General features: G+C 58.7%; 17 protein-coding genes and 2 pseudogenes. 8 read left to right on the top strand and 11 right to left on the bottom strand.

The window, feature by feature from the left end; genetic code table 11:
• Nucleotides 1-444: 444 nt before the first annotated feature.
• From JFV26_RS32550 to JFV26_RS32530, 5 genes are all read right to left on the bottom strand, one after another.
• Complete coding sequence (locus JFV26_RS32550; protein ID WP_201197614.1) at nt 445-903, bottom strand: REP-associated tyrosine transposase; 459 nt, start codon at nt 901-903, stop codon at nt 445-447.
• Between the two features lie 93 nt (nt 904-996).
• Nucleotides 997-2,082, bottom strand: a complete 1,086-nt coding sequence (locus JFV26_RS32545; protein ID WP_201197613.1) for a polyamine ABC transporter substrate-binding protein — start codon at nt 2,080-2,082, stop codon at nt 997-999.
• A gap of 64 nt (nt 2,083-2,146) precedes the next feature.
• Nucleotides 2,147-2,488 carry a cupin domain-containing protein gene (locus tag JFV26_RS32540; protein WP_201197612.1) on the bottom strand — a complete coding sequence of 114 codons (342 nt, stop codon included), beginning with the start codon at nt 2,486-2,488 and terminating at the stop codon, nt 2,147-2,149.
• 43 nt (nt 2,489-2,531) lie between these two features.
• Complete coding sequence (locus JFV26_RS32535; protein ID WP_201197611.1) at nt 2,532-3,938, bottom strand: NAD(P)/FAD-dependent oxidoreductase; 1,407 nt, start codon at nt 3,936-3,938, stop codon at nt 2,532-2,534.
• A gap of 51 nt (nt 3,939-3,989) precedes the next feature.
• On the bottom strand, nt 3,990-4,805 hold the full coding sequence (locus tag JFV26_RS32530; protein WP_201197610.1) for a helix-turn-helix transcriptional regulator: 816 nt from the start codon (nt 4,803-4,805) through the stop codon (nt 3,990-3,992).
• Between the two features lie 261 nt (nt 4,806-5,066).
• Here JFV26_RS32530 and JFV26_RS32525 point away from each other — a divergent pair, with 261 nt between their 5' ends.
• On the top strand, nt 5,067-5,342 hold the full coding sequence (locus tag JFV26_RS32525) for a DUF1652 domain-containing protein (protein WP_201197609.1): 276 nt from the start codon (nt 5,067-5,069) through the stop codon (nt 5,340-5,342).
• Between the two features lie 183 nt (nt 5,343-5,525).
• On the opposite strand, the pseudogene JFV26_RS32520 reads toward JFV26_RS32525, so the two are convergent.
• Nucleotides 5,526-7,999: pseudogene (locus JFV26_RS32520) on the bottom strand (UvrD-helicase domain-containing protein).
• Nucleotides 8,000-8,279: 280 nt separating this feature from the next.
• On the opposite strand from JFV26_RS32520, the gene JFV26_RS32515 reads away from it, so the two are divergent.
• Nucleotides 8,280-8,975: a pirin family protein gene (locus tag JFV26_RS32515; protein WP_201197608.1), complete on the top strand. Its 696-nt coding sequence runs from the start codon at nt 8,280-8,282 to the stop codon at nt 8,973-8,975.
• 181 nt (nt 8,976-9,156) lie between these two features.
• Here the strand turns inward: JFV26_RS32515 and pgm are convergent, their stop codons facing one another.
• The 4 genes from pgm to JFV26_RS32495 form a co-directional block, all read right to left on the bottom strand.
• Nucleotides 9,157-10,803: a phosphoglucomutase (alpha-D-glucose-1,6-bisphosphate-dependent) gene (pgm, locus tag JFV26_RS32510; RefSeq protein WP_201197607.1), complete on the bottom strand. Its 1,647-nt coding sequence runs from the start codon at nt 10,801-10,803 to the stop codon at nt 9,157-9,159.
• 111 nt (nt 10,804-10,914) lie between these two features.
• Nucleotides 10,915-12,315, bottom strand: a complete 1,401-nt coding sequence (locus JFV26_RS32505; protein ID WP_201197606.1) for an aminotransferase-like domain-containing protein — start codon at nt 12,313-12,315, stop codon at nt 10,915-10,917.
• A gap of 73 nt (nt 12,316-12,388) precedes the next feature.
• Complete coding sequence (locus JFV26_RS32500; protein ID WP_201197605.1) at nt 12,389-13,876, bottom strand: hypothetical protein; 1,488 nt, start codon at nt 13,874-13,876, stop codon at nt 12,389-12,391.
• A gap of 595 nt (nt 13,877-14,471) precedes the next feature.
• A complete protein-coding gene (locus JFV26_RS32495) occupies nt 14,472-15,494 on the bottom strand; it encodes a zinc-dependent alcohol dehydrogenase family protein (RefSeq protein WP_201197604.1) in 1,023 nt (340 codons plus the stop codon).
• 269 nt (nt 15,495-15,763) lie between these two features.
• On the opposite strand from JFV26_RS32495, the gene JFV26_RS32490 reads away from it, so the two are divergent.
• From JFV26_RS32490 to JFV26_RS32475, 4 genes are all read left to right on the top strand, one after another.
• A complete protein-coding gene (locus JFV26_RS32490; protein WP_242487969.1) occupies nt 15,764-16,681 on the top strand; it encodes a LysR family transcriptional regulator in 918 nt (305 codons plus the stop codon).
• Between the two features lie 271 nt (nt 16,682-16,952).
• Nucleotides 16,953-18,206, top strand: coding sequence for a multidrug efflux RND transporter periplasmic adaptor subunit MexE (gene mexE / locus JFV26_RS32485; RefSeq protein ID WP_201197603.1), 1,254 nt, complete (start codon nt 16,953-16,955; stop codon nt 18,204-18,206).
• 16 nt (nt 18,207-18,222) lie between these two features.
• Nucleotides 18,223-21,414, top strand: coding sequence for an efflux RND transporter permease subunit (locus tag JFV26_RS32480; RefSeq protein ID WP_201197602.1), 3,192 nt, complete (start codon nt 18,223-18,225; stop codon nt 21,412-21,414).
• Nucleotides 21,411-22,832: an efflux transporter outer membrane subunit gene (locus JFV26_RS32475; protein WP_201197601.1), complete on the top strand. Its 1,422-nt coding sequence runs from the start codon at nt 21,411-21,413 to the stop codon at nt 22,830-22,832. The genes JFV26_RS32480 and JFV26_RS32475 overlap by 4 nt, the downstream gene beginning before the upstream one ends.
• Before the next feature lie 322 nt (nt 22,833-23,154).
• Here JFV26_RS32475 and JFV26_RS35135 read toward each other — a convergent pair.
• Nucleotides 23,155-23,298 (bottom strand): annotated as a pseudogene (locus tag JFV26_RS35135) (hypothetical protein); the annotation flags it as partial.
• A gap of 217 nt (nt 23,299-23,515) precedes the next feature.
• Between JFV26_RS35135 and JFV26_RS32465 the strand changes: the two are divergent.
• Together JFV26_RS32465 and JFV26_RS32460 are read left to right on the top strand one after the other, a co-directional pair.
• Entirely contained in the window at nt 23,516-24,415 is a 900-nt protein-coding gene (locus JFV26_RS32465) for a bestrophin family protein (protein ID WP_201197600.1), read from the top strand.
• Nucleotides 24,416-24,491: 76 nt separating this feature from the next.
• Nucleotides 24,492-25,547 carry a tetratricopeptide repeat protein gene (locus JFV26_RS32460; protein WP_201197599.1) on the top strand — a complete coding sequence of 352 codons (1,056 nt, stop codon included), beginning with the start codon at nt 24,492-24,494 and terminating at the stop codon, nt 25,545-25,547.
• Nucleotides 25,548-26,248: the final 701 nt, after the last annotated feature.

Genomic DNA, 26,248 nt, shown 5'->3' with positions numbered 1-26,248 from the left:
TGCCATCAACTAATTAAACACTTGGTGAGTACTCGCTTTGTTTAGGCGACTTCGTCAGGGCGACCCAAAGCACGGCGCGCACAACCCCTGTAGCAGCTGCCGAAGGCTGCGTCCGGCTGCGAAGCAGTCGCCTCTGTCAGCTGGTATCGAGGTGAATGGTTTTACGACCGCTGCGCGCTCGAACGCAGCCTTCGCCAGCGGCTACACAGCACGGCGCACACAACCCCTGTAGCAGCTGCCGAAGGCTGCGTCCGGCTGCGAAGCAGTCGCCTCTGTCAGCTGGTATCGAGGTGAATGGTTTTACGACCGCTGCGCGCTCGAACGCAGCCTTCGCCAGCGGCTACACAAACACGGCGCGCACAACCCCTGTAGCAGCTGCCGAAGGCTGCGTCCGGTACGGGCCGCGTTCGGACGAAGCCGCCGTAAAACAGGCGATGCGACACATCAGAGCCAACACGCATCCCATAGCGGATAATCGTGAACACGCGTAACCAGACCTGCACGTACGGGGTTGCAAACGACGTATCGTGCAAGGTCCTTCACATCTTCCTCCCTTCGAACCGCTCGATCGTGATAGCCCTTCTGCCACAGCCGCCCTCGTCGCCCCAACGCCTGATTAACGGCCAAACTGCTACGGGATTTGATTCGGCACATGACCTCGGCCAATGTTTTACCCCTCAACTGCAACAGGCAGTGCATATGATCGGGCATCACAACCCATGTCAAAAAATCCGCACCCCCTTCAGCTTCAGCCTCGCGCAGCTGCTTTACGACCAATCGGCCCAAACACCAATCGGCAAAAAACGGCTGCCGTTGGTGAACGACAGCCGTTATCAGGTAAATACGTCCAGGCTCGGAGAAGCGACCAATGCGCAGATGACCAGCATTCGAACAGACAGGCATTCCATTGCCTCCTAATCCACTAAAAGGGAGCCCTGGAGTCTATAGCGTCGCAATCAGACTCGATAATCTCGAATAACTACAAAATATGCCTCATCAATTCCCGGTCCGAATCTTGTTCCAGACCCGCGTCCGAATCCGGTCGATGTTTAGCGGCATTGCTTCCAGCGCAAACAATTTCCCCATCATCTCCGGGCTCGGATAGACCTTGGTGTCGTTCTTGATCGCCGGGTCGATCAGGCTGTCGGCCTGTTCGTTGCCATTGGCGTAGTGCACGTAATTGCTGATGCTGGCCATGACGTCCGGGCGCAGCAGGTAGTTCATGAAGGCATAGCCGGCCTTGTCGTCCGGGGCGTCGGCGGGCATGGCGACCATGTCGAACCAGATGGCGGCGCCTTCCTTGGGAATGGAGTAACCGATGTCGACGCCGTTGTTGGCTTCCTTGGCACGATTTTCCGCTTGCAGGATGTCGCCGGAGAACCCGACCGCCACGCAGATATCGCCGTTGGCCAGGTCGCTGGTGTATTTGGATGAGTGGAAATAGCTGACATACGGCCGGACTTTCATCAGCAGAGCTTCGGCTTTTTTATAGTCTTCCGGATTTTTACTGTGGTGCGGCAATCCCAGGTAGTTCAGCGCGGCGGGCAGCAGTTCCGGACCATTGTCGAGAATCGCCACGCCGCACTTTTGCAGCTTTTTCATGTTTTCGGGCTTGAAGATCAAGTCCCAGGAATCCACCGGCGCGCTGTCGCCCAATACCGCTTTGACCTTGACGATGTTGTAACCAATGCCGGTACTGCCCCACAGGTATGGGAAACCATGTTCGTTGCCTGGATCGTTGGTCTGCACTGCGCTGAGCAACACTGGGTTGAGGTTTTTCCAGTTAGGCAACTGACTCTTGTCGAGTTTTTTCAGCGCCCCGCCCTGAATCTGCCGGGCCATGAAGTGGTTGGACGGGAACACCACGTCGTAACCGGATTTGCCGGTCATCAACTTGCCGTCGAGGGTTTCGTTGCTGTCGTAGACGTCGTAGCTGAAGCCGATGCCGGTTTCTTTCTGGAAGTTCTTGGTGGTGTCCGGGGCGATGTAGTCCGACCAGTTGTAGATTTTCACGGTCTCGGCCGCGTGGCTGAGGGTCGCGACGAGTGCAAGGGGCACCAGAGTCAGTGTCTTTCGGATCATGAGTCGATTCCTGTTGGGGTTGTTTTCTTTTTTGTTGGGCTGGCAGGCAATCAAAAGATCAAAATCAAAAAATCAAAACGTAAGTCTTGCGCACGGTTTCCTGGATATCCCAGATACCGAGACTGTTGGCCGGCAACATCAGTGCATCGCCAGCTTCCAGGTGCAGGGTTTCCCCGCCATCGGGGGTGAAGGTGCCGCGGCCCTGGATGAAGTGACAAAACTCCCGGGCAACGATCTGCCGCCGCCAGCGGCCGGGCGTGCACTCCCAGACGCCGGTTTCAACGCCGTCATCGCGCTCGACGCTGGTGGTTGAGGCCACGGCTACGGGCGTGCCCAACGGCACGGCCACCGGGCTGGATTCGTCCAGTTTCAGGGTTACGGTTTGCTTGAATTGCGTGATGCTCATGGGAGTACCTGTCAATGAAGCCTGTAGATGAAGAGCGCGCTGTCTACTGCATGAAACCTTCCATGAACCCCGCCACGCCGCTGGCCAGCTTGCGTCGCCAAGGTGCGGTGGCCGGGTTGGCCAGGGTCTGGTCTTCGTGGACGAAGCTGCGGATGATGGCGTTGTAGCCGAGCCAACGGCAGGGTTCCGGCTCCCAGGCTTTCAAGGCGTCGAGGCCGCCCTGCGGGATGACCCAGGGCTGGCGCACCAGCTCGGTGTCGCGCTCCAGAATCAGATCAGCCAGGGTTCGCCCGCCCAGGTTGCTGGCACCCACGCCCTCCCCGCCATAACCGCCGGACAAGGCGATGCCGCGGCCCCGATCGCAGAGCATGTGCGGCTTGAAGCGTCGGGACATGCCCAGGTTGCCGCCCCAGGCGTGGGTGATGCGCACGTTCCTGAGCTGCGGGAACAATTCGCCGAACAGGTAACGCCGCAACTCCACTTCGCTGCTGGTCAGGTCGAAGTCATGGCGCAATTTGCCGGCAAACTGATAACCACCCCGCGCGCCGAACACCAGCCGATTGTCGGCAGTGCGCTGACCGTAAGTGACCTGCCGACTGCTTTCGCTGAATGCCTGGCCCTGGCTCAGGCCGATTTCGTCCCACGTGGCGGCGGACAGTGGCTCGGTAGCCACCAACAGACTCTGCACCGGCAACTGATAACGGCCCAGGGGCGGCAGGGTGACCGAATAGCCTTCAACCGCCGGCACGATCCAGCGACTGCGAACCTGGACTTTCGCCGTACGCAGGCTGCCGGACTGCCACTGGGTGACCGGGCTGTTCTCATAGATCTTGACGCCCATGCGCTCCACCGTTCGAGCCAGACCTCGCACCAACTTTGCCGGCTGAATGGTCGCTACGTGTGGCGCATGGATACCGCCATAAGGCTTGGCCACTCTGATCTGTTGCGCCAATTGCTCGGGGCTGAGCCAGCGGTAATCGTTTTCGCTCAGGCCCTGGCGGTAGAGTTTGTCCAGATAACTGCGCAGGCTGGCTTCCTGCTCGGGATAACGCGCCGCACAATACAGCACACCGCCCTTGCGGTAATCGCAGTCAATGCCTTCGCGTTTGAGGACGATCTCAACTTCATCGGGAATGCCGTGCAACAAATCAAACGAGGCGCGGCGCTGTTCGGCCGGCAGATCGGCGAGCAAACGGTCCTCGCCCAGCAGGTTACCCATTAGCCAGCCGCCATTGCGGCCCGACGCACCAAACCCGGCGGTTTGCGCCTCGACGATGGCGATCTCAAGTCCTGGGGCCAGGCGCTTGAGGTAATAAGCGGTCCAGAGCCCGGTGTAGCCAGCGCCAATGATGGCCACGTCGACATCCAGGTCCTGCTCCAGGGCTGGACGTGCCAGCAATGGCTCGTCGAGTTGATCCATCCATAAACTGATCGTGCGCCACGCCGGCATAACAAGACTCCACCACTCAAACTTCGATGGCGTCGATCCTAGAGCGTGACCTCAGCGACTGTCTTGCGCGCGTGCACGCAAAGAAATTTGTTTGACGTAGGCCTTGGGCGACTGGCCGGTGTGCTGGCGGAAACAGCTGTAAAACGCCGACAGCGAGTTGAAACCGGCGGCAAACGCCAGCTCATCGACCCGCAGCGGCGGCGTGGCCTTATCCAATGCAGCCAGCAGATGCTGCAACCGCGCCTGATTGACGTAGCGGTAGAAGCTTTGCCCCAGCACCTGGTTCAACAGGTAGGAAATCTGATTGCGGCTGTAACCACACTCCTTCGCCACTCGCTGCAAATCGAGCTCGGGGTCCAGATAAGGTTGCCGGCGCTCGAAGTACTGCTGCAGGTCTTCGGCCATGAAACTCAGTTGTCGCGGCGACAAGCCGAGCCGACTGGCCGCCGGGCGCAGGTTGCTGCTGGTTTTGCTGGGGGGTTGTTCGCGCACCAGGGAGGCGTACTCGTTGACCCGCCAGATCAGGCCATCGCGCACGGTGATGGCTTCGCTGGAACGAAACGACACCAACCCATCGCTGCCGCGCAGGGTCATCTGGTACTGAATAAACGCCGTATCCCCGTCCAGCCGAATGCGATCCGAGTGTTCGAGCGCTTCATCGGGATTGCGCGGCATGCTATCGCGTACGTACTCGCGCAGCTCATGCAGCCCCATCACGCGGTTCTGGAAAAAGTCGCTGTACTGAATATCCGGGTGATACAGGGCCATGACGCCCTCCAGGTCCCGGTATTTCCAGCGCAGGTGGTAGCGCATGACCGTTTCGCCCGTGGCCTGGGTTTGCAGCGGACCATCATCAACGGCGTGCATAAAGCGCTCGGCGAAAAAAGTCGAGCTTGCCGAACTTCGGCCCCGGCTTCAATGGCCAATCAATAATGGCCTTTTGTCGATGAATGAGCCGCGCGTGATCCATATCAAAAAAACGCTACCAATCGCCAAACAGACTGAAAAAATCCACATGGTTTTCACATCTGGATGCTACTTTTAAATGCATTCACCGGTTGAGCCATTGACGGCTCTTCCCCCTAACGTGAGCTAAAGGAAGCGCTCGATGACTAAGGTGGGCAGCACATGAACAAAGGGGCATTCAGCAAAGTTACCTTTCCCAACGCCTGCCAGCTGATGCGCTGGCATTTTCATCCCATGGGTTTCGAGGCGAGCATGGACGCACCGGGCAGCATGATTGCCCGTCTTTTTGACCGTGCCAGTGGCGAAACCATGATCGCCATTGCCGGCATTCCTTGCGCGACGGTGATGAATGCTGCGGATGTAGAACGAATAATTGAAGCGGTGGAGGATGAGCTTGAGGCTTTTGTTCCGCCGGTGGCGCTTCGGAGTTATGCCTGAGCATTTAACAGCCGACAAAAAGCCCACATGATGTGGGCTTTTTTGTGGGTGCGTACATTATCCCGACACACTGAAATCCAATGTGGGAGCGGGCTTGCTCGCGAAGGCGTCGTATCAGTCGATATCAACATCAACTGAAAGGACGCCTTCGCGAGCAAGCCCGCTCCCACAGGGGTTCGGGGTTTAGGCGGACTTGGTGGTTTGCCGGTGATCCGCAAAGAACGCCTTGCCCTTGCCAATCTTGTCCGACGCCCTGGGCATATTGACCGCCTGGCCTTCCTGGCCATCGACATACCAGTAGCAATGGCTCACCGCCCGGGTGATGCCGACGTAGGCCAGCCGCAGGATTTCGTCTTTCTGGGCGCTGTCATACGGCTCGCTGTCGCCAGCCTTGCCAAGCCCGGCCATGCGATATACCTGGTTCTTGTAGGGCGAACTGGTCAGGTGCTGGCAGTCACCCAGCAAGAACACCGCATCCGCCTGAAGCCCCTTGGCGCTGTGATAGGTCAGTTGCTTAAGGCGGCGGGCTTCGTACGGCAAGCTAGAATCCATATTAACTACAGACTGAATATGCTTTTCTATCAATAGCTTATCGATGCTTTTTCGATAAAGCATCAAGATTGAATCACCGCGTTTATAGTGCTCCATCAACCGCTGCGCCATGCCCTGATCGTCGCGATCCAGCACGTTGACCGGCTGCAATGCCTTCGGCTCGCCGCTGGCCTTGGCCTTCTTGCCAGGGATGGCCGGTGCGGCGCGCACGATGTGTTCGGCGGCATCAATGATGTGCTGATGGCTGCGGTAGTTGTCGCTGAGCATCACCCGAGTCGTGCTCGGTGACGGGAATTCCTTGTTGAACTCCATGAAATACGTCGGCGAACTACCGCGCCAACCATAGATGGACTGCCAATCGTCTCCCACACAAAGCAGCGACGAACGTTGCGCGCCACGCCCTACGTGCATGGCTGGGCCGCGGCTGCGGATCTCGGCCAGGCTGGCGCGAATCCATGAAACAATTTGCGGCGACACGTCTTGAAATTCGTCGATCATCAAGTGCGACAGCGGCCGGAGCAGCTCATCGCTCAACAACTTGAGGTTTTCCGGCGATTGCTCGCTGAACAAGGCAAACATCCGGTTGTAGGTCATCACCGGCGGCATTTGATCGAGCAAATGGTCTTCCAGCGCCCGCCAGAACAGACTCAGGGCCTCGAAGAAAAACCGGTCAGGGTCGTCCTTGCCGAAACTCATCCGGCCCACGGCGTCCGGAACGTCCAAGCCGAGGTTCTCGATAAACCCGGCAGCGGCGACAAAACAGTCCAGCAGCGGCCCGCCAGCCAGCTCACCCTTAACCTTGTAGTCGAAGCCAGGACCGGCGCTCGCGTCACCGGCAATCGAAGCCAGAACACGCCTTGAAGACTCGTAACTATCAATCCATATCAATGGCTTACGACAGAAAGCTTGAAACAGAGTTCGCTTGACTGCCCACTCGGCCCGAACAGTCAGCCTGGCATTCGGGCGGCTGACCTGAGGGTTTTCCCGGGATCGAAACCGAGCACCACCCAGGCATCCAATGTCGGAATATAGCCATGACAATGGAACGTCGAGCCGTTGATATCGAAGGTCTGACGATTGGGCTCAATGCCCTTGATCGGCCAGGCACCGGCGCGAAACCACAGGTCTTCAATCGCATCGCAGAGTTCTTCATCGCGTTTGGACGCCAGTTCGGTCACTGCCATGCGCTTCTGCACATCCGGGTGGTCACGCTCCAGTTCCTTGAGTTGCAAGGCGTGGCGGGACAACGGCTGGATCAGTTCACGGAAACGCTCATTGGAAGTAAACAGGCCGTGATAGCAGGCATTGAGTTGCTGGCGCTGGGCATCGTTAATTCGTAGGTCGAACGGATTGCTGTCCACTTCCTCATCACCGCTTTGCGGGCGATGGCTGAGGTTTTCGAAAGCTTGCAGGCGTTCGAACCCCGGCAAGCTGCGGACCATCGGCAGAATTCGAGAATGGAAGGTGCGCACCAGGTCCCGCGCCTCTTTAAGGCTGAGCACCCGCCCCCATAACCCAAACAGCTCGATCAGCTTATTGATGAAGTCTTTGCGCGATTCACGGGTGAAGGTCACCACAGTCATCGAGCCGAGCTCAAACCCCAGATAGTGGGTCAGCAACAGAATGCGCAACACCAGCGTCGTCGACTTGCCCGCGCCCGCCCCGGCAATCACCGAGGTCGACGGCGTATCGCTGAAAATCATCTTCCATTGCGCCACGCTGGGCTGGGCATGCGCCGGCAGCAGTCGCGCGACGTCGCCCCTCATGCCCTTCTTGATCTCGGCACTCAACGGCAGGCGCCAGTCATCGAACAAGTTGTCATCGGCATTCGGCGGCCGGTGCTCGGTGGAGCGCGAATCGCGGATCAGTAACACCTGCCGGCCTTCTTCCAGCCCTTCGAGCTTGCCTTCCGTGAACCCGTAATCCACCCCGGCGCTGTGACCGCTGCGGAAACCGTCAGCTTGCCCGTGCAGCCAGGACGCACGGTGTTGCGCGCGCAATCGAGTCAAGCCGTGACCGAAAAACCGCGCAGCCAGGCGCTTGAGCAAGGGCATCTCGGCCAAGGGGCGAAGTTCGGGAGGAAGATCAGGGGTGTGTTGCGGCACGCGGACGGACTCCAGGGTGTGAGGCTGTTGAGGGCTATGGTGTCTGCATTTGCCGTTGAGTTCTAGTGAAATGCTTACAGGTCATTGGCTTATACGATGAAGTGAAGGCTGCATAAGAATATTTCGAGGCTGCCAAGCATCAATTTATTAGATTGTTTTAAGGCACTTTTTACGCTTTTTATCGATTATCGCCTGATAGATGATGCACGCCATCAACCACCGGTTCTTGTTTCGTGGCTCAGGCGTACCGCGCCATGACGAACCTTTCCAGGAGACGATCATGCTTGAACTCAGACCTTTCAACACCTTGGGTGGCGCCCACCATGGCTGGTTGGATGCCCATCACCACTTTTCGTTCGCCGAGTACCATGACCCGAAACGCATGAACTGGGGCAACCTGCGGGTCTGGAACGATGACGTGATCGCTGCGGGCACAGGCTTTCCACAGCACCCGCACCGTGACATGGAAATCATCACCTATGTGCGTGAAGGTGCGATTACCCACCAGGACAACCTGGGCAACAAGGGCCGTACCGAAGCGGGTGACGTTCAAGTCATGAGCGCCGGCACCGGGATCGCCCACAGCGAGTACAACCTGGAATCCACCGAAACCCGGATCTTCCAGATCTGGATCATCCCCAACGAGGCCGGCTCAGCGCCGTCGTGGGGCGCCAAGCCGTTCCCGAAAGGTCAACGTGAAGGTTTCGTGACCTTGGCCAGCGGTAAGGCTGGCGACGATCAAAGCCTGCGGATTCGTGCTGATGCGCGGTTAGTGGCGGCGAATCTGAAAGCCGGGGAATCGGCGGAATATCACCTGGATATCGGACGTCGTGCGTACCTGGTTCCAGCGACAGGCGTGATTGAAGTCAATGGCTTGCAGGCACAAGCTCGAGACGGCGTCGCGATTGCCGATGAGCAGGTGTTACGGGTGACGGCGATTGAAGACAGTGAAATCGTGTTGGTGGATCTGGCTTGATCGGCTAAATACCGGGCAAAAAAATGGGCGACCTTCCGGTCGCCCTTTTTTGTTTGATTCGAGATTTACTGTGTTCAGGTAGCCGCCTTCGCGGGCAAGCTTCGCTCCTACAGGTCATGCGCCATTTTTCGGCGTATACCCAACCTGCAGGAGCGAGGCTTGCCCGCGAAGAGGCCCTCAATCACTTCGCAGCAATAGCGCCATCCACCAAGGTCTGAGCCTCAGCCACCAACTGCTTGAGGTGCTCGTCGCTGACAAAGCTTTCAGCGTAGATCTTGTAGATGTCTTCAGTGCCCGACGGACGCGCCGCAAACCAGCCGTTCTCGGTCATGACTTTCAAGCCGCCAATGGCCTGATCGTTACCCGGCGCATGGCTGAGGATGCTCTGGATCGCTTCGCCGGCCAGTTGGGTCGAGGTGACCTGATCCGGTGACAGCTTGCTCAGCAGCGCTTTCTGCTCAGGGTTGGCCTTGGCATCGACACGCACCGAGAACGGTTCGCCCAATTCATCGGTCAGTGCACGATAAGCCTGGCTTGGGTCGCGACCGGTGCGCGCGGTCATTTCTGCCGCCAACAGGGCCGGGATCAGGCCGTCCTTGTCGGTGCTCCAGACACCGCCATCCTTGCGCAGGAACGAAGCACCGGCGCTTTCTTCGCCACCGAAGCCCAGTGAACCATCGAACAAACCATCGGCAAACCATTTGAAGCCGACTGGCACTTCGTACAGGCGACGGCCCAGACGCTTGGCCACGCGATCAATCAGACCGCTGCTGACCACGGTTTTACCCACGCCAGCATCGGCACGCCATTGCGCACGGTTCTGGAACAGGTAGTCGATGGACACAGCCAAATAGTTATTCGGCGCCAGCAGCCCGCCGGACGGGGTCACGATGCCGTGGCGGTCGTGATCCGGGTCGCAGCCAAATGCCACGTCGAAGCGATCTTTCAGACCGATCAAGCCTTGCATGGCGTGAGTAGACGACGGGTCCATGCGGATCTGCCCGTCCCAATCGACGGTCATGAAGCGGAACGTCGGATCGACCTGGGTATTGACCACTTCCAGGTCGAGGCGGTAATGCTCGGCAATCGCCGACCAGTAACGCACCCCTGCTCCGCCCAGCGGATCGACACCCAGATGCAGCCTGGCGTCACGAATGACGTCGAAATCGATCACGTTGATCAGGTCAGCGACATAGGTGTTGAGGTAGTCATGACGATGGGTGGTGCCGGCCTTCAGCGCCTGCTCGTAGCTGATGCGCTTGACGCCGGCCAGTTTGTTGCCGAGCAGTTCGTTGGCCTTGGCTTCGATCCACTTGGTGATATGGGTGTCGGCCGGGCCACCGTTGGTAGGGTTGTATTTGTAGCCGCCGCTTTGTGGCGGGTTGTGGGACGGCGTAATGACGATGCCGTCTGCCAGGCCCGAGGTACGGCCGCGGTTGTAGCAAAGAATCGCATGGGAAATGGCCGGGGTCGGGGTGTACTCGTCACCTTCGGCGATCATCACGGTGACGCCATTGGCCGCCAGCACTTCAAGCGCGCTGGCACCGGCCGGGGTCGACAGCGCATGGGTGTCGATGCCGACGAACAGTGGACCGTTAATGCCCTGGGCCTCACGGTACAGGCAGATGGCCTGGCTAATTGCGAGAACGTGCCATTCGTTGAAACTCAAGTCGAACGAGCTGCCTCGGTGACCGGACGTGCCGAAAGCGACGCGCTGGGTAGAGATGGCGGCATCAGGCTGACCGGTGTAATAGGCTGTAACCAGTCGCGGGATGTCGACCAACAATTCTGCCGGTGCCGGTTTGCCCGCAAAAGGACTGAGTGTCATGCAAAACCTCTGGAATAGAGTGGTTCAGGAATAGATTCGCAGTTTACTGGCAGTTTGACCGCAGCGCGACGGTAACTATCCCGCGCGGTGGTGGACGTTTTTCTACCCGGCTCAATCGATCGATTCCAGACGCAAGGCATCCCCCAGCAATCCCATCGCGGCACCCAGATCATGGTCGCCGCTGAACGTATGGCTCAGGCGCAGGTGTTGCCCGTGCAGACCTTGGAGGCTGAACAGCTCGCCCGGTGCAATCACAACCTGCTGTTTGAGCAAGCGCTGGAACACCCGGCGCACATCGACCCGGCGCAATGAACGCGCCCAGATCGTCGCACCGCCCTGCGGCTCGATGGGCAGCAAGGCGTCGCCCAAACGCTCGCGCAATAACTGGATCATTTGCACCTGGCGATCCTTGAGCAAGCGCCGCAGTACTTGAAGATGCTGGTCGATACGTCCATTACTGTACAGGCGTGCGATGGCTTTCTGGCGGATCGGTGACAGGCGAAAAGAGCGCAGCAAAAAATGCCGCTGCAGTTCCTCACCCAATTGCCGTGAGAGCAGATAGCCGTAAGGAGCTTCCGGCCCGATGATTTTCTCGAAGGTGGAAAACACGATCAGCCGATCAGGATCCAGAAGGTCGCGAAACCTGGGGCCGTCGGGCTCGAAACCAAGGTCACCGTAACAGTCGTTTTCCAGCACCCAGCTGTCATGCCGCGCCAACAGTTGCGCAATCGACTGCCGGTTACCGTGCGGCACCTGGCTGCCTCGCGGCATGCTCAGTCCCGATGAAAGCATCACCAGCCGCACCGGCTCAGTCTCCAGCAGGTCCTTGAGTTGCTCCAGATCCAATGCGCCACTGGCCTGCAACGGCAACTCGATCACCCGCACATCCGCCGCCTCGAACAAACGCAGAATGACCCAGTCGCATGGCGACTCGACCAACACCGTGGCGTCCTTGAGACACAGCACAGCGATTAGAACTTCCAGTACCCCGCGCAGATCGGCACCGATGTAGACCTCATCCGCATGCCAGCAACGCGCCGGCGACGAGGTATAGCGCGCCGCGAGTGCCGTGCGCAGTTCCAGTTCACCACAGGGTTGCCCTGCCAATGGCGGCTGACGTGGATACTGGCGCAATAGTTCTCGCTCCAGCATCAGCAACGGACTGTCCAAGGGCTGCAACAGGGCCGGCTCATCCGCGCTCAACACCAGCATTTCGGGACGCCTTGCATACGCATAGACGGTTTCAAGCAAATCATTGCCGCTGGTCATAGGCCCCATCGAAGCCATCGGCAATGAGTAATAGCCTGACTTGGCTACCGAGTAGACCCGCCCTTCCTTCTCCAGCAATGAATACGCGTACTGAATGGTCGAGATCGACACGTTCAGGCGCACCGCCAACTGCCGTAATGATGGCAGGCGAATTTGCGCGGCACAGTCCGGCCCGCTGATAAGGTGAGTCAGATACCGGTAAACCGCCTGGTAAGCAAAGTCTGTTTCTCTGGGCCCTTTCATGGGTGATGGCCTTGCGCATTGCCAGGCAAGTGGAGAACGCGACTGGCTGTGGAAGACGGCAGCTCTTGCACCGTCAATGCCCCGCTGACCGTTCGCCAATCATTGCGGCACCATCGCTCTGCGCATCATCGACTGAAATGCCTGCCTCGCCCGACAGCCTGTCAGCGACGCTGCCATCCTCCACTGCCACCGGCCTCATGCTGTAAAGCGTGCCAATCAGGCCAACCGGCAGCCCGCTGACGTCGATCATCCATTGCACGACCTGTTCTGGCGCCTGATACCCCTGCATTGCCTTGTGCAAGTCCGGCATGGCCACGAGCATGCCGGGGTGGCAACTGCGCAGAAAGCGCTCCAGCCCGGCACCTTGATTGACAAAGGGCGCAAAAAGCAGGCATATCAGCTGGGCTTCAGTCAGCCCTAGGGTTTTCTGTGCCTCGACCGCCGCCAGCATGCGCTGTTCGGCCCTGGTTGCCGGGTTACCGAACGACTCCAGCGCCAGTTCGCAAATACGTTCAGGCACCAGTTTGCGGCGCATCATCACCAAGGCTCGCTGCAAGTATTCGGTTAATCCTGCTTCGTAGCTGTGACCCGCCACAAAGCTCGCCTGCAATCCACGCAGGTGCGCCGCAATCAGCGGGTTGACGTATTCGTTATCGCTCAGGTGCACCGTCATTTCGTCGGGCTGCACGCCCAGAAACTCTGTGAGCAAAGGCCATCGCTCATCCAGCTTGCCGACGACCATGTCGTGAATGGCGAGGCTGGTCGTGCGGCGACAGGCTTCGAATTGGCCGACCGGGCGCCAAGTGCCGTGCTTATGGCCAGCGTAGAACTCACGGTAATAGTCGCTGCCCAAGTCATCGAGCACGGTAAACAGCATCTCGAACCCCGTGATGCCGTAGTTCGAGGTACTGAGACCCGCCTTTTGTGCAGCACGCCTCAATCCGTCGAGAAACTGCTTCTGTTGGCGCGGGCTTTCGCTATTGATCAACACATCGACTCCGCCGTTCCACCGAGCGATCTGCCCATAAAACTCGGCCGTTGTCAGATACCCGTCATCCCACAGATCAAGCGGGTCGTTCCAGCCCCGGCGATGGCCGACCATCAATAAATTGAGCCGATTCGACTCTCGCCCTGCCTCGGAGATCGGTGCCAGGTGGTCGAATGGCAATACTTCCCGGTCATCCACCATCAACAGTTCGACCCGAGGATCATCGTAGAGGAACAATGCCGTGTTGCTTCGATGGATGTTGTCCAGCGCTGTCGAACCGGTCCCGCTCAAGCGCAAGGTGGCGACGCGCAACTGGAAGGTCGCCGGTGCACGGCCGGCGATACTCAGTTGAGCGGCACGCAGCAGCGCCAGGGTGTAGCAACTGTCCAGCGTTCCGGTCTGAATCGACATCACTTTGAAGTCGCCGACTCGCTCCATACCACCGGCTGCCACCACCAGACGCTGAATCATCAGCTGCAATGCAGTGCGCTCGGCCCGAGAGAAAAAACTCAGCAGCCTTTGTAGTACTTGCTGATAAACATAGTTCATTGCCTGATCATGGATTGTCGTCATCAGTGTTTTACCTGGTATTCGGAAGTTCAATGCCACGCAAGCGATGATAGAGACTGCGCGACCGATTCTCGGTGTGAAGTGCTGGATCCTGTCATTAAATGCTAGCACTCAAGTTTTGGGTAATTATTTGAAATATTTGTACTCGGCCTATTCTCAGGCGGCAGCCACCTCCTCGCAAAGCCACACAGGGCAAGGATCTTTAAGTTTCAATCCATGTCCTAGGAAACTTCCGACAACGTCCCACAGACATTGATTACAGAAAATAAGGAAAGAAGACACAGGCCTGTTATTGGCAACTAGACAAAACCTGACTAACCCACGATATATTGCGAATAGGTGCCGGAAATTATCAGCCGAATGGGCACTCATGACCCGCTCCTTGAGATAAAAGTAATCATTCAATTATCAGGGCTTATATGATGATTAGAAGATACAGATCGAAAGCAAAAACCGGTTCAGTTGCTGAAACGGTCAAACGGGGCGACCGGGAACGACGATGCCGTCTGCGCAACAGACACAGAGGGCATGGGAGAAATTTGAAGAGTGGATTAACGCATAAGAGTCCGTGGGTGTACGGACTCTTATTAGAGAGGGTTTACGCAGGCTCGACCTGAAGGGCGACCCGTTCGCGGCATGGGCATTCGTCCATGTAGCGGTGAGCTTCGACAAACTCGGCAAACGGGAAGACCCGAGTCTTGAGTGGCAGCAACACGCGGTCGGCGGTCAACTGGTTGATGTCGCGCAACGCTCGTTGCAACGCCACCTGATCCTGAATGATGCCCAACTCCGGCTTGCCGGTGAAGTTGCCGATACAGTGCACGAAGAACTGAATGTTTTTCTGGAACGCTGCACAGGCCGGAAATGGCGTTTGATTGCCACCTTGCAAGCCGTAGAGCACCAGGCTGCCGCGAGGCGCCAGCACATCACCGAGCAGCGACATCTGCGGCCCGCCGAGACCATCGAACACAACGTCGACGCCACGGTTATCGGTGATTTTGTTGATCTGCATCAGCAGATCCTGCTCTTCGGTGACGATGACTTTCTCGGCCCCGAGGGATAGCAGGTATTCGCGTTCTTCTGCAGTTTTGGTCGCCGCGATCACTCGTACACCCAGGGCTTTACCCAGCTGTACGAAGGATGGCCCTGCACAATGGCTGGCGTCGGTCACCAAGGCGAACTGCCCTGGTTTGACCCGTGCCAGATCGACATAGGCAAAATAGGCAATCAGCAGCGGCGTGTAGTGCACGCTGGCTTCGATCGGGCTGAGCACGTCCGGGTAACGGGTCAGTGCCGAGCGTGGCAGAACGATCTGTTCGCCGTAGACCGGATAATCGTTAGGGCTCTCGGCCGGGAAGCTGGCGACCTTGTCACCCACTGCCAGGTCTTCGACACCGTCGCCAACCGCCGTCACTACGCCGGACATTTCATGGCCAAGGCCTGAAGGCAGGCGAGCGTGGGATGAGGCCAGGTTCTGGCGCCAGAGAATGTCGTACCAACTGATGCCGATTGCCTCGACGCGCACCTGCACTTCACCTGGTGCAGGGAGAGCGGCCGCATGCTCTTCGCATTTGAGCACCTCGGCTGGACCAAACTTGTGAAAACGGATCGTGCGGGACATCGCAAACCTCGTCAAAGTAACCTCTAATGCCATGAACTCTATCTGGGCTTTCTACCCAAGACCATCAGTGGCTATTAATAGTCGACATGCCTGTCATTGATTCCGCAGCGACGGCGACATCACCAAATGCCGTAAAAACCGAAGCAGCCATTTAAGTAAAAATTGAATTACACGGTGCAGAGTAGCAGCCTTTGCCCGTAAGATTCATGCCGGCCATTGTTCTCATATGGTCGCTCACGTCAAGCTTGCTGACTCTGCCAGGACTCCAGATGAATCGTAATGACCTGCGTCGTGTCGACCTGAACCTGTTGATCGTATTCGAAACATTGATGCATGAACGCAGCGTGACCCGCGCGGCGGAAAAGCTGTTCCTCGGCCAACCCGCCATCAGTGCGGCGCTCTCGCGCCTGCGCGGGCTGTTCGATGATCCTCTGTTCGTGCGCACCGGTCGCAGCATGGAGCCTTCTGCCCGCGCGGTGGAAATCTTCGCCCTGCTCTCCCCGGCGCTGGATTCGATTTCCACAGCGGTCAGTCGTGCGGCGGAATTCGATCCGGCCACCAGCACTGCAGTGTTTCGTATCGGCCTATCGGACGATGTCGAATTCGCTTTGCTGCCCATGCTGCTCAAACGCCTGCGCGCCGAATCACCGGGCATCGTGCTGGTGGTGCGTCGGGCCAACTACATCCTGATGCCGGCCCTGCTGGCCTCAGGCGAAATTTCAATCGGCGTCAGCTACACCGCCGACCTGCCGGCCAACGCCAAGCGCAAAGTACTGCGTCGCAGTATGCCGAAGCTGTTGCGCGCCGACAGCGTGCCGGGGCCACTGAGCCTGGACGACTTCTGCGCGCGGCCACACGCGCTGGTGTCATTCGCCGGTGACCTGAGCGGCTTTATAGATGAAGAGCTCGAGAAGCTCGGGCGCAAACGCCATGTGGTACTCGCCGTGCCGCAGTTCAACGGGCTGAGCACACTCATCAGCGGCACTGATATTGTCGCCACCGTGCCTGACTACACCGCAGAAGCATTGACCGCGGCCGGCGGTGTGCGGGCTGAAGACCCACCGTTGCCAGTGCGCACTTTTGAACTGCATATGGCGTGGCGCGGGTCGCAGGATAATGATCCGGGTGAGCGCTGGTTGAGGTCGCGGATTCAGATGTTCTTCGGTGACCCGGACAGTTTGGCCTGATCCTGATTTTGTATTGGGGCCTGATGGCCTCTTCGCGGGCAAGTCGGGCCGCGAAGGCCGCACCTGGATCTCATTACTGACCTTTGCACTTCCCGCAACACAGAATTGTCATCAGCAAGATTGATAGCCCCCTAACGAAAGGTGCATGCTAGAGGGCTTGCCTCGGTCTTATATCATTCCGAATGATAGTTACCTTTGCCTCATTCGATTCGTGCGATACAGCCCCTCCGAGCATCATCCGCCCATTCTCAATACATTGGCGGATGCATCCATGGAACAGTCATTCAAACATTTGCGCTTCCCGTTGGCCTTATTGGCCGTGGTGGTAATGAGCGCTTGCGGCAAGGCTCCTCAGACTGCCGCCAGCATGCCAGCGGCGAAAGTCAGCGTGGCCAAGGTGCTGGAACAACCCGTCAACGAGTGGGACGAATTCACCGGGCGCCTCGAAGCGCCAGAAACCGTAGAAATTCGTCCGCGGGTCTCCGGCCAGATCGATGAAGTGACCTTCACTGAAGGCGCATTGGTCAAGAAAGGCGACTTGCTGTTCCAGATCGACCCGCGTCCATTCCAGGCTGAGGTCCGCCGCCTCGAAGCTCTGGTCGCCCAGTCCCGCGCTAATGCCACCCGCAGTGAAAACGAAGCCCAGCGCGGTGAACGCCTGCGCACCAGCAACGCGATCTCCGCCGAACTGGCTGACTCGCGCACCAGCGCTTCCCAGGAAGCCCGCGCCGCCGTCGGCGCCCTCCAGGCACAACTGGACCTGGCCAAACTGAACCTGAGCTTCACCCGCGTAACGTCGCCAATCAGCGGTCGCGTCAGCCGTGCGGAAATCACCGCCGGCAACCTGGTGACTGCCGACACCACCGCGCTCACCAGCGTAGTGTCCACCGATAAGGTCTACGCCTACTTTGACGCCGACGAGCGTGTATTCCTCAAATACACCCAACTCGCTCGCCAGGGTAAACGCGGCGCAACGACCCCGGTTTACCTCGGCCTGTCCAACGAAGACGGCAACCCGCACCAGGGCGTGATGAACTTCGTCGACAACCAGGTCAACCCGAAGACCGGCACCATTCGCGGTCGCGCCGTGTTCGACAATACCGATGGCACCTACACCCCTGGCCTTTACGCACGTCTGAAACTGGTCGGCAGCGGCACCTACTCTGCCGTGCTGATCAATGACGAAGCAGTCGGTACCGACCTGGGTAAAAAGTTCGTACTGGTGATGGATGCCGACAACAAAACGGCGTACCGCGCGGTCGAGCTGGGTCCGAAAATCGAAGGCTTGCGCATCGTGCGCAACGGCCTGAACAAGGACGACACCGTCATCGTCAAGGGTCTGCAACGGGTTCGCCCTGGTTCGCCAGTCACCCCTGAAGTGATCCCGATGGCCACCAAGGAAACCCTCGCCGCTCTGGCTCAACAACGACAAGCGCTGGAAGCCAGCAACCTGCCCCAAGTCGCACCTGCCAAGGTCGCGCCGGGTACGGTTGTGAAACTGGCTGCTGCGACTCCACGCGGTTAAGGGAGCAACAACTGCGATGAATTTTTCCCAATTCTTCATTTCACGGCCGATCTTTGCAGCGGTACTTTCGCTGCTGATCCTGATCGCCGGCGCCATCTCGCTGTTCCAGTTGCCAATCAGCGAATACCCGGAAGTGGTTCCGCCGACCGTTGTGGTCCGCGCCAACTTCCCGGGTGCCAACCCTAAAGTCATCGGTGAAACCGTGGCCGCTCCCCTGGAGCAAGCCATCACCGGCGTCGAGAACATGCTGTACATGTCCTCGCAGTCCACCGCTGACGGCAAGATCACCCTGACCATCACCTTTGCGCTGGGCACTGACCTGGACAACGCCCAGGTGCAGGTGCAGAACCGCGTAACCCGGACCGAGCCGAAGCTTCCCGAAGAAGTGACGCGCATTGGTATCACCGTAGACAAGGCCTCCCCGGACCTGACCATGGTGGTCCACTTGACCTCGCCGGACAAACGCTACGACATGCTCTACCTGTCCAACTACGCCTTGCTCAACATCAAGGATGAGCTGGCGCGTCTAGGCGGTGTCGGTGATGTGCAACTGTTTGGTATGGGCGATTACTCCCTTCGGGTGTGGCTCGATCCAAATAAAACCGCTTCGCGTAACCTGACTGCAACCGATGTGGTCAACGCCATTCGCGAGCAGAACCGTCAGGTTGCCGCCGGTGCTCTCGGAGCGCCTCCTGCACCGAATGCCACCAGCTTCCAGTTGTCGGTTAACACTCAGGGCCGCCTGGTCTCCGAGGAAGAGTTCGAGAACATCATCATTCGCGCAGGCGATAACGGTGAAATCACTCGCCTCAAAGACATCGCTCGCGTTGAACTCGGTTCCAGCCAATACGCCCTGCGTTCACTGCTGAACAACCAGCCGGCGGTGGCGATCCCGATCTTCCAGCGTCCAGGCTCCAACGCGATCCAGATCTCCAACGAAGTTCGCGACAAGATGGCCGAACTGAAGAAGAGCTTCCCGGAAGGCATGGACTTCAGCATCGTCTATGACCCGACGATCTTCGTGCGCGGTTCCATCGAGGCGGTGGTTCACACCCTCTTCGAAGCACTGATCCTCGTTGTGTTGGTGGTGATCCTGTTCCTGCAAACCTGGCGCGCCTCGATCATTCCGTTGGTGGCGGTGCCGGTTTCGCTGATCGGTACGTTTGCGGTGATGCACTTGTTCGGCTTCTCGCTGAACGCCTTGTCACTGTTCGGATTGGTGCTGGCCATCGGTATCGTGGTGGACGACGCCATCGTGGTGGTGGAGAACGTCGAGCGAAACATAGAACTGGGACTGACCCCGGTCGAAGCCACCAAGCGGGCCATGCGTGAAGTGACCGGCCCGATCATCGCGACAGCGCTGGTACTGTGTGCGGTGTTTATCCCGGCGGCATTTATCTCCGGGTTGACCGGGCAGTTCTATAAACAGTTCGCCCTGACCATTGCGATTTCGACGGTGATCTCGGCCTTCAACTCGCTGACCCTGTCGCCAGCACTGGCTGCGGTACTGCTCAAGAGCCATGACGCGCCGAAAGACCGCTTCTCCAAGGTGCTCGACAAGATCTTCGGTGGCTGGTTGTTCCGTCCTTTCAACCGCTTCTTTGTGAAGGCCAGTCATGGCTACGTCGGCACTGTCGGCCGGGTTATCCGCAGCAGCGGTATCGCCCTGCTCTTGTACGCCGGCCTGATGGTGTTGACCTTCTTCGGTTTCGCCCACACCCCGACCGGTTTCGTACCCGGCCAGGACAAGCAATACCTGGTGGCCTTCGCGCAACTGCCGGATGCCTCGAGCCTGGACCGTACCGAAGACGTGATCAAACGCATGTCCGACCTGGCCCTGAAACAGCCTGGCGTGGAAAGTGCGGTGGCCTTCCCTGGCCTGTCGATCAACGGCTTCACCAACAGCCCGAACGCCGGCATCGTATTCGTGACCCTGAAACCGTTCGACGAGCGTAAAGACCCGAGCATGTCCGCCGGTGCAATTGCCGGGGCATTGAACGGCAAGTTCGCCGGGATCGAAGAAGCCTACATGGCAATCTTCCCGCCGCCGCCGGTACAAGGCCTGGGCACCATCGGTGGTTTCCGCCTGCAGATCGAAGACCGGGGCAACCTGGGCTACGACGAGCTGTACAAAGAAACCATGAACATCATTACCAAGAGCCACAACGTGCCGGAACTGGCGGCCCTGTTCACCAGCTACACCGTGAACGTGCCGCAGGTCGATGCCGCTATCGACCGGGAAAAAGCCAAGACCCACGGCGTGGCCGTCAGCGACATCTTCGACACCCTGCAGATCTACCTGGGTTCGCTGTATGCCAACGACTTCAACCGCTTCGGTCGTACCTACCAGGTCAACGTTCAGGCTGAGCAACAGTTCCGCCTCGAGCCGGACCAGATCGGTCAGTTGAAAGTGCGCAACAACAAAGGCGAGATGATCCCGCTGGCGACCTTCATCAAGGTCAGCGACACCTCGGGTCCGGACCGCGTGATGCACTACAACGGTTTTATCACCGCAGAAATCAACGGTGCGGCAGCGCCAGGCTACAGTTCCGGCCAGGCTCAAGCGGCCATCGAGAAACTGCTCAAGGATGAACTTCCGAACGGCATGACCTACGAATGGACCGACCTGACCTACCAGCAGATCCTGTCCGGCAACACCGCGCTGTTCGTGTTCCCGCTCTGTGTACTGCTGGCGTTCCTGGTGCTCGCGGCTCAATACGAAAGCTGGAGCCTGCCACTGGCGGTGATCCTGATCGTACCGATGACCCTGCTGTCGGCCATCACCGGTGTCATTGCTTCGGGCGGCGACAACAACATCTTCACCCAGATTGGTTTGATCGTACTGGTGGGGCTTGCCTGTAAGAACGCGATTCTGATCGTCGAGTTCGCCAAGGATAAACAGCAGGAAGGCCTGGGCCCTCTGGCGGCGGTGCTCGAAGCTTGCCGTCTGCGTCTGCGGCCGATCCTGATGACCTCCTTCGCGTTCATCATGGGTGTTGTGCCACTGGTTTTCTCCAGCGGTGCCGGTGCCGAAATGCGTCATGCCATGGGCGTGGCGGTGTTCTCCGGGATGCTCGGGGTGACCTTCTTCGGTCTGTTGCTGACACCGGTGTTCTACGTGTTGATTCGTAACTTTGTGGAACGCGGTGAAGCGCGCAAAGCGGCCAAGGCGCTGAATCTTCAAAAGCAACTGGAGTCGCAACAATGAGCCTGAAAGCCTTCCTGCCGAGCTTGCTGGTACTGGCCCTGAGCGCCTGTGCTGTCGGCCCGGACTATAAAACCCCTGCCACGGAGGCGGCCAACATCACGACCGCCACGGATGGCGCCAGCGGTCAGAAGAACTTCGACCGCTCGCGTTTCGAAGGCATCTGGTGGCAACAGTTTGAAGACCCGACCCTCAACCAGTTGGTGACGCAATCGCTGGACGGCAACCGTGATTTGCGGGTCGCTTTCGCTCGCTGGAAAGCCGCCCGGGCGATTCGCGATGATGTCAGCAATGACGCCATGCCGACCATCACCAGCCGCGCCAGCAGCGATTTGGCCAAGGGACAAATCCCTGGCCAGACCACCCAACGGGTCAATAGCGAACGCTACGATCTGGGCCTGGACATGGCGTGGGAGATCGATCTGTTCGGCCGCATCCAGCGCAACCTGGAATCGGCCAACGCCGAGCAGCAAGCGGCGGAAGCCGATCTGTACCAACTGCAAGTCACCATGATCGCCGAACTGGTGGACGCCTACGGTCAACTGCGCGGTGCGCAATTGCGCGAAAAGATCGCCCTGGCCAACCTGAAAAACCAGCAGGAATCGAGCAAGATCACCGTCAGCCTGCGTGATGCCGGCGTCGGCGATCAGCTCGATGTAGTCCGCGCTGATGCGCGCCTGGCTTCCGTCGAAGCCAGCGTGCCGCAACTGCAGGCGGAACAGGTTCGGCAGAAAAACCGCATCGCTACCCTGCTGGGTGAACGTCCGGACAAGCTGACCGTCGACCTGAGTCCCAAGGATTTGCCTGCCATCGCCAAGGCCCTGCCGATCGGTGATCCGGGTGAGCTGCTGCAACGTCGCCCGGACATCCTCAGTGCCGAACGCAAACTGGCTTCCGCCACCGCCCGTATCGGCGTGGCCAAGGCCGATTTGTTCCCACGGGTCAGCCTCAGCGGCTTCCTCGGCTTTACCGCCGGGCGCGGCTCGCAGATCGGTTCCTCGGCGGCCAATGCCTGGGCACTGGGCCCAAGCATCACCTGGGCGGCGTTTGACCTGGGCAGTGTTCGGGCCCGTTTGCGCGGCGCCGACGCCGATGCCGAAGGCGCTTTGGCGACCTACGAGCAACAGGTACTGCTGGCCCTGGAAGAATCGGAAAACGCCTTCAGCGATTATGGCAAACGCCAGCAACGCCTGATTTCACTGATTCGTCAGAGCGAATCGAGCCGCGCCGCTGCCGACCTGGCAGAGATTCGCTACCGCGAAGGTACCGTGGACTTCCTCGTCCTGCTTGATGCCCAGCGTGAGCGTCTGGCGGCCGAAGATACCCAGGCCCAGGCCGAAGTCGATCTGTATCGCGGCATCGTCGCGATCTACAAAGCCCTCGGCGGTGGCTGGGCGCCGGAGACGGTCGCCAGCAAGTAAGTTTTTAAAGAGCTCCTTTGGTTGGCCGCAACCGACCAATTTCTTTGCCCCGCGCCTCATTCGGTCGCGGGGCTTTTTTTGCCTGGTGAAAACACTACCCCCGTGTTTGTTACCTGATGAATACACCAACCCCTGTAGGAACGAAGCTTGCTCGCGAAAGCGTTGGGTCAAGCACTATTGATGTCGGCTGACACACCGCTTTCGCGAGCAAGCTTCGCTCCTACAAGGGATTAGCGGTGATCTTCAGACTGGCGGGTTTCCATGACGGTGACGGTAGCCGTGGTCCCGGCGCGCAAGCTGTTTTAAGCCGCATCCACCGCCTGATCGACCACTTGGGCTGGTCGAGGTCGAACAGGAACGCCAGGTACAAGGTCAATAATCCGGCGATGATGGTTCTCAGGGCAAGCAGCAACGCCCCGAAGCCTGGGTTGAGCAGCATCTTGAAGTAGTGAAGCAACGGTTGCATGGGCGTGCTCATCGAGTCATCTAAAGCAAGCGTAGTCACTGCTTCAGCGCCTCGACAGGTTTCAGAGTCGCCGGGTGTTGCAGGCAATTTCAACGATGAGTCAGACATTTGCGATAGATACGCTCGATGAGCCTGTCAGCCATGGCGATTGGACAGAAACGCGCCCGGCCCCTAGGCTTTAAACGCTGCGAAAGCGTCTCTTGATAAAGCCTTACCCATGATCGTGCGTCCCAAGCCGAACCTGATCGGCATCCTGTTTTCCCTCAAAGGCTCGATTGCCAAGCGCATTGCCTTGCGCAGCCTTTTGGTGACGCTGCTCGCGTCGGTGATTGTGCTGATCGAGACCTGGCATCCGGAATCCTTCTCCAAGGTCAACGCCACGCCGTTTACGCTGCTGGGGTTGTCGCTGTCGATCTTCATGAGCTTTCGCAACAACGCCTGCTATGACCGTTGGTGGGAAGGTCGCAAGCAACTGGGGCAAATGATCATTGAGGTGCGTTCGCTGATTCGCCAGACCCTAGGGTTGATGGACGCGGACGAACGCGAGCTGCTATTGCGCGAACTCTGTGGCTTCGCCCATGGCCTGATCGCTCGCCTGCGTCTTGAAAGTGAACCGCGCGCCATCGCCCCCTGGATTCACGACTCCATCGATCCCGGCCACCCGAACATTCCTGACGCGCTGTTGCAACGCATCGGCGCCCGTTTCTCGGAACTCGCCGAACTCGGACGGATCAGCGACTGGCGCTACACCCAACTGGAGGCTCGGCTGGTCAGCCTGAGCCAGGTCCAGGCCGGTTGTGAGCGCATCAAAAGCACGCCACTGCCCTTCCCTTACACGCTGTTGCTGCACCGCACCATTTACCTGTTTTGCATCCTGCTGCCATTTGCCATGGCCGAACCGCTGGGTTGGCTGACGCCGGTGTTCACTGCCATCGTCAGTTACACCTTTTTTGGTCTCGACGAAATCGGCGACGATCTGGAAGACCCGTTCGGCTTTGACGAGAACGATTTGCCGTGCAATGCGATTTTGCGCACCCTGGAGCGCGAAGTGCTGGCGGCGTTGGGGCAAACCGATTTGCCGCCAGTCCTCGAACCCATCGAGTACGTTTTGAATTGAGCCAGGGTTTGACTCAAAGCCTGGCCTGACCGAAGCTGACAACTTTACAAAAGCTCGCCAGCCCCCGGATTCCTGCATGCCTCAGTCCCGCCGCTACCTGCTTGTCAGTCTCTGCATCCTGCTTGCCATTGCTCTCGCCTGGTTTTTCCTGCGCAGTACCACGCCGGTGGTGTCGGAGGCGATCAAACATGGCTATAGCGAAGCGCTGGCCAAGGCACGCGCCGGGCAACCGGGGGCGGCGCGGGTTCTTTATCAGCAATTGGGCCGCCCTGACTTGTCGGTCAAACGCCGCCTCTGGCTGCTGGCCGAATTGGCGAACTACCCCAGCCCCCAAGCCTTGAAACTGGCCGATAGCGACTTGCAAAACACCTCGGCGGATGTCCGCGTGGCAGCGATCGAAAGCATTGTCGGCCTGGTCCCCAGCGGGCAACGCAGCCTGTTGCTGGGGCCAATGCTCGATGACAGCGATCAAACCGTACGTTTGGCCGCCGTCAATGCGCTGCTGGGTCTGTCGCCGGATGACCTGGGGCTGTATTTCGGGCCGTTGCAGCAGGCCATCGATGTCTGGGAGCAGGCCCTCAAGAACGAACCTGAAAGCGCCGACACGCATTACCAACTGGCACGCCTGCACCTGCACAACGCTGAATTAAAAGAGGCGCAACAGGCGCTGGAGCGTACCTTGCAGCTTGAGCCCGGAAACCTGCCGGCACTGGTCATGCAAATCGAAGTGCTGGACAAACAAGGCCAGAGCGATGCCGCCCGGCAGTTGTTGGCCAAACAGCTGCAGACCCAGCCGGATGCCGCTTACTTGCAACATGCCCTCGGGCTCTGGTTGCTGCATCACGGACAAAGTGAATTCGCCCTGCTCGGCCTCTCCAAAGCGGTTGAACTGGAGCCGGACAACAAGGATTACCGCTACGACCTGGCCACCACACTGCACGGTGAGGAGGAGCTGGAAGCGTCGCAGAAACAGTTACAGGAAATCGTCCAGCGCCATCCTGCGGACCGCAAGGCCCGGGTGTTATTGATTAATTACTGGAAGGAAAGCGGGCAGTTGCAGAACGTGCAGATCCTTCTTGCACAGCTTGAGCAAATGAATCCGGATGACCCGGCGCTCCAGCAAGGTCTTTAGAAGACCGCGTCGTATCACATACAGCCGTCGAATCCTGCCCCTGTAGGAGCTGCCGAAGGCTGCGATCTTTTGATCCTGACCTTCGGCGATTCCAAAGACGCTAAAAGATCGCAGGCTTCGCCAGCTCCTACACCCATCGCGTCTTATCACCTATAGCGGTCGAATCCTGCCTCCGTAGGAGCTGCCGAAGGCTGCGATCTTTTGATCCTGACCTTCGGCGATTCCAAAGACGCTAAAAGATCGCAGGCTTCGCCAGCGCCTACACCCATCGCGTCTTATCTCGGTATAGCGGTCGAATCCTGCCCCTGTAGGAGCTGCCGAAGGCTGCGATCTTTTGATCCTGACCTTCGGCGATTCCAAAGACGCTAAAAGATCGCAGGCTTCGCCAGCTCCTACACCCATCGCGTCTTATCTCGGTATAGCGGTCGAATCCCGCCCCTGTAGGAGCTGCCGAAGGCTGCGATCTTTTGATTCTGACCTTCGGCGATTCCAAAGACGCTAAAAGATCGCAGGCTTCGCCAGCTCCTACACCCATCGCGTCTTATCTCGGTATAGCGGTCGAATCCCGCCCCTGTAGGAGCTGCCGAAGGCTGCGATCTTTTGATTCTGACCTTCGGCGATTCCAAAGACGCTAAAAGATCGCAGGCTTCGCCAGCTCCTACGCCCATCGCGTCGTATCACCTATAGCGGTCGAATCCTGC

It is taken from the genome of Pseudomonas sp. TH31 (genome assembly GCF_016650815.1).
Taxonomy (GTDB): Bacteria; Pseudomonadota; Gammaproteobacteria; order Pseudomonadales; family Pseudomonadaceae; genus Aquipseudomonas.
The sequence above is the reverse complement of the archived record's forward strand: the minus strand, read 5'-3'. Positions and strand labels throughout refer to the sequence as shown.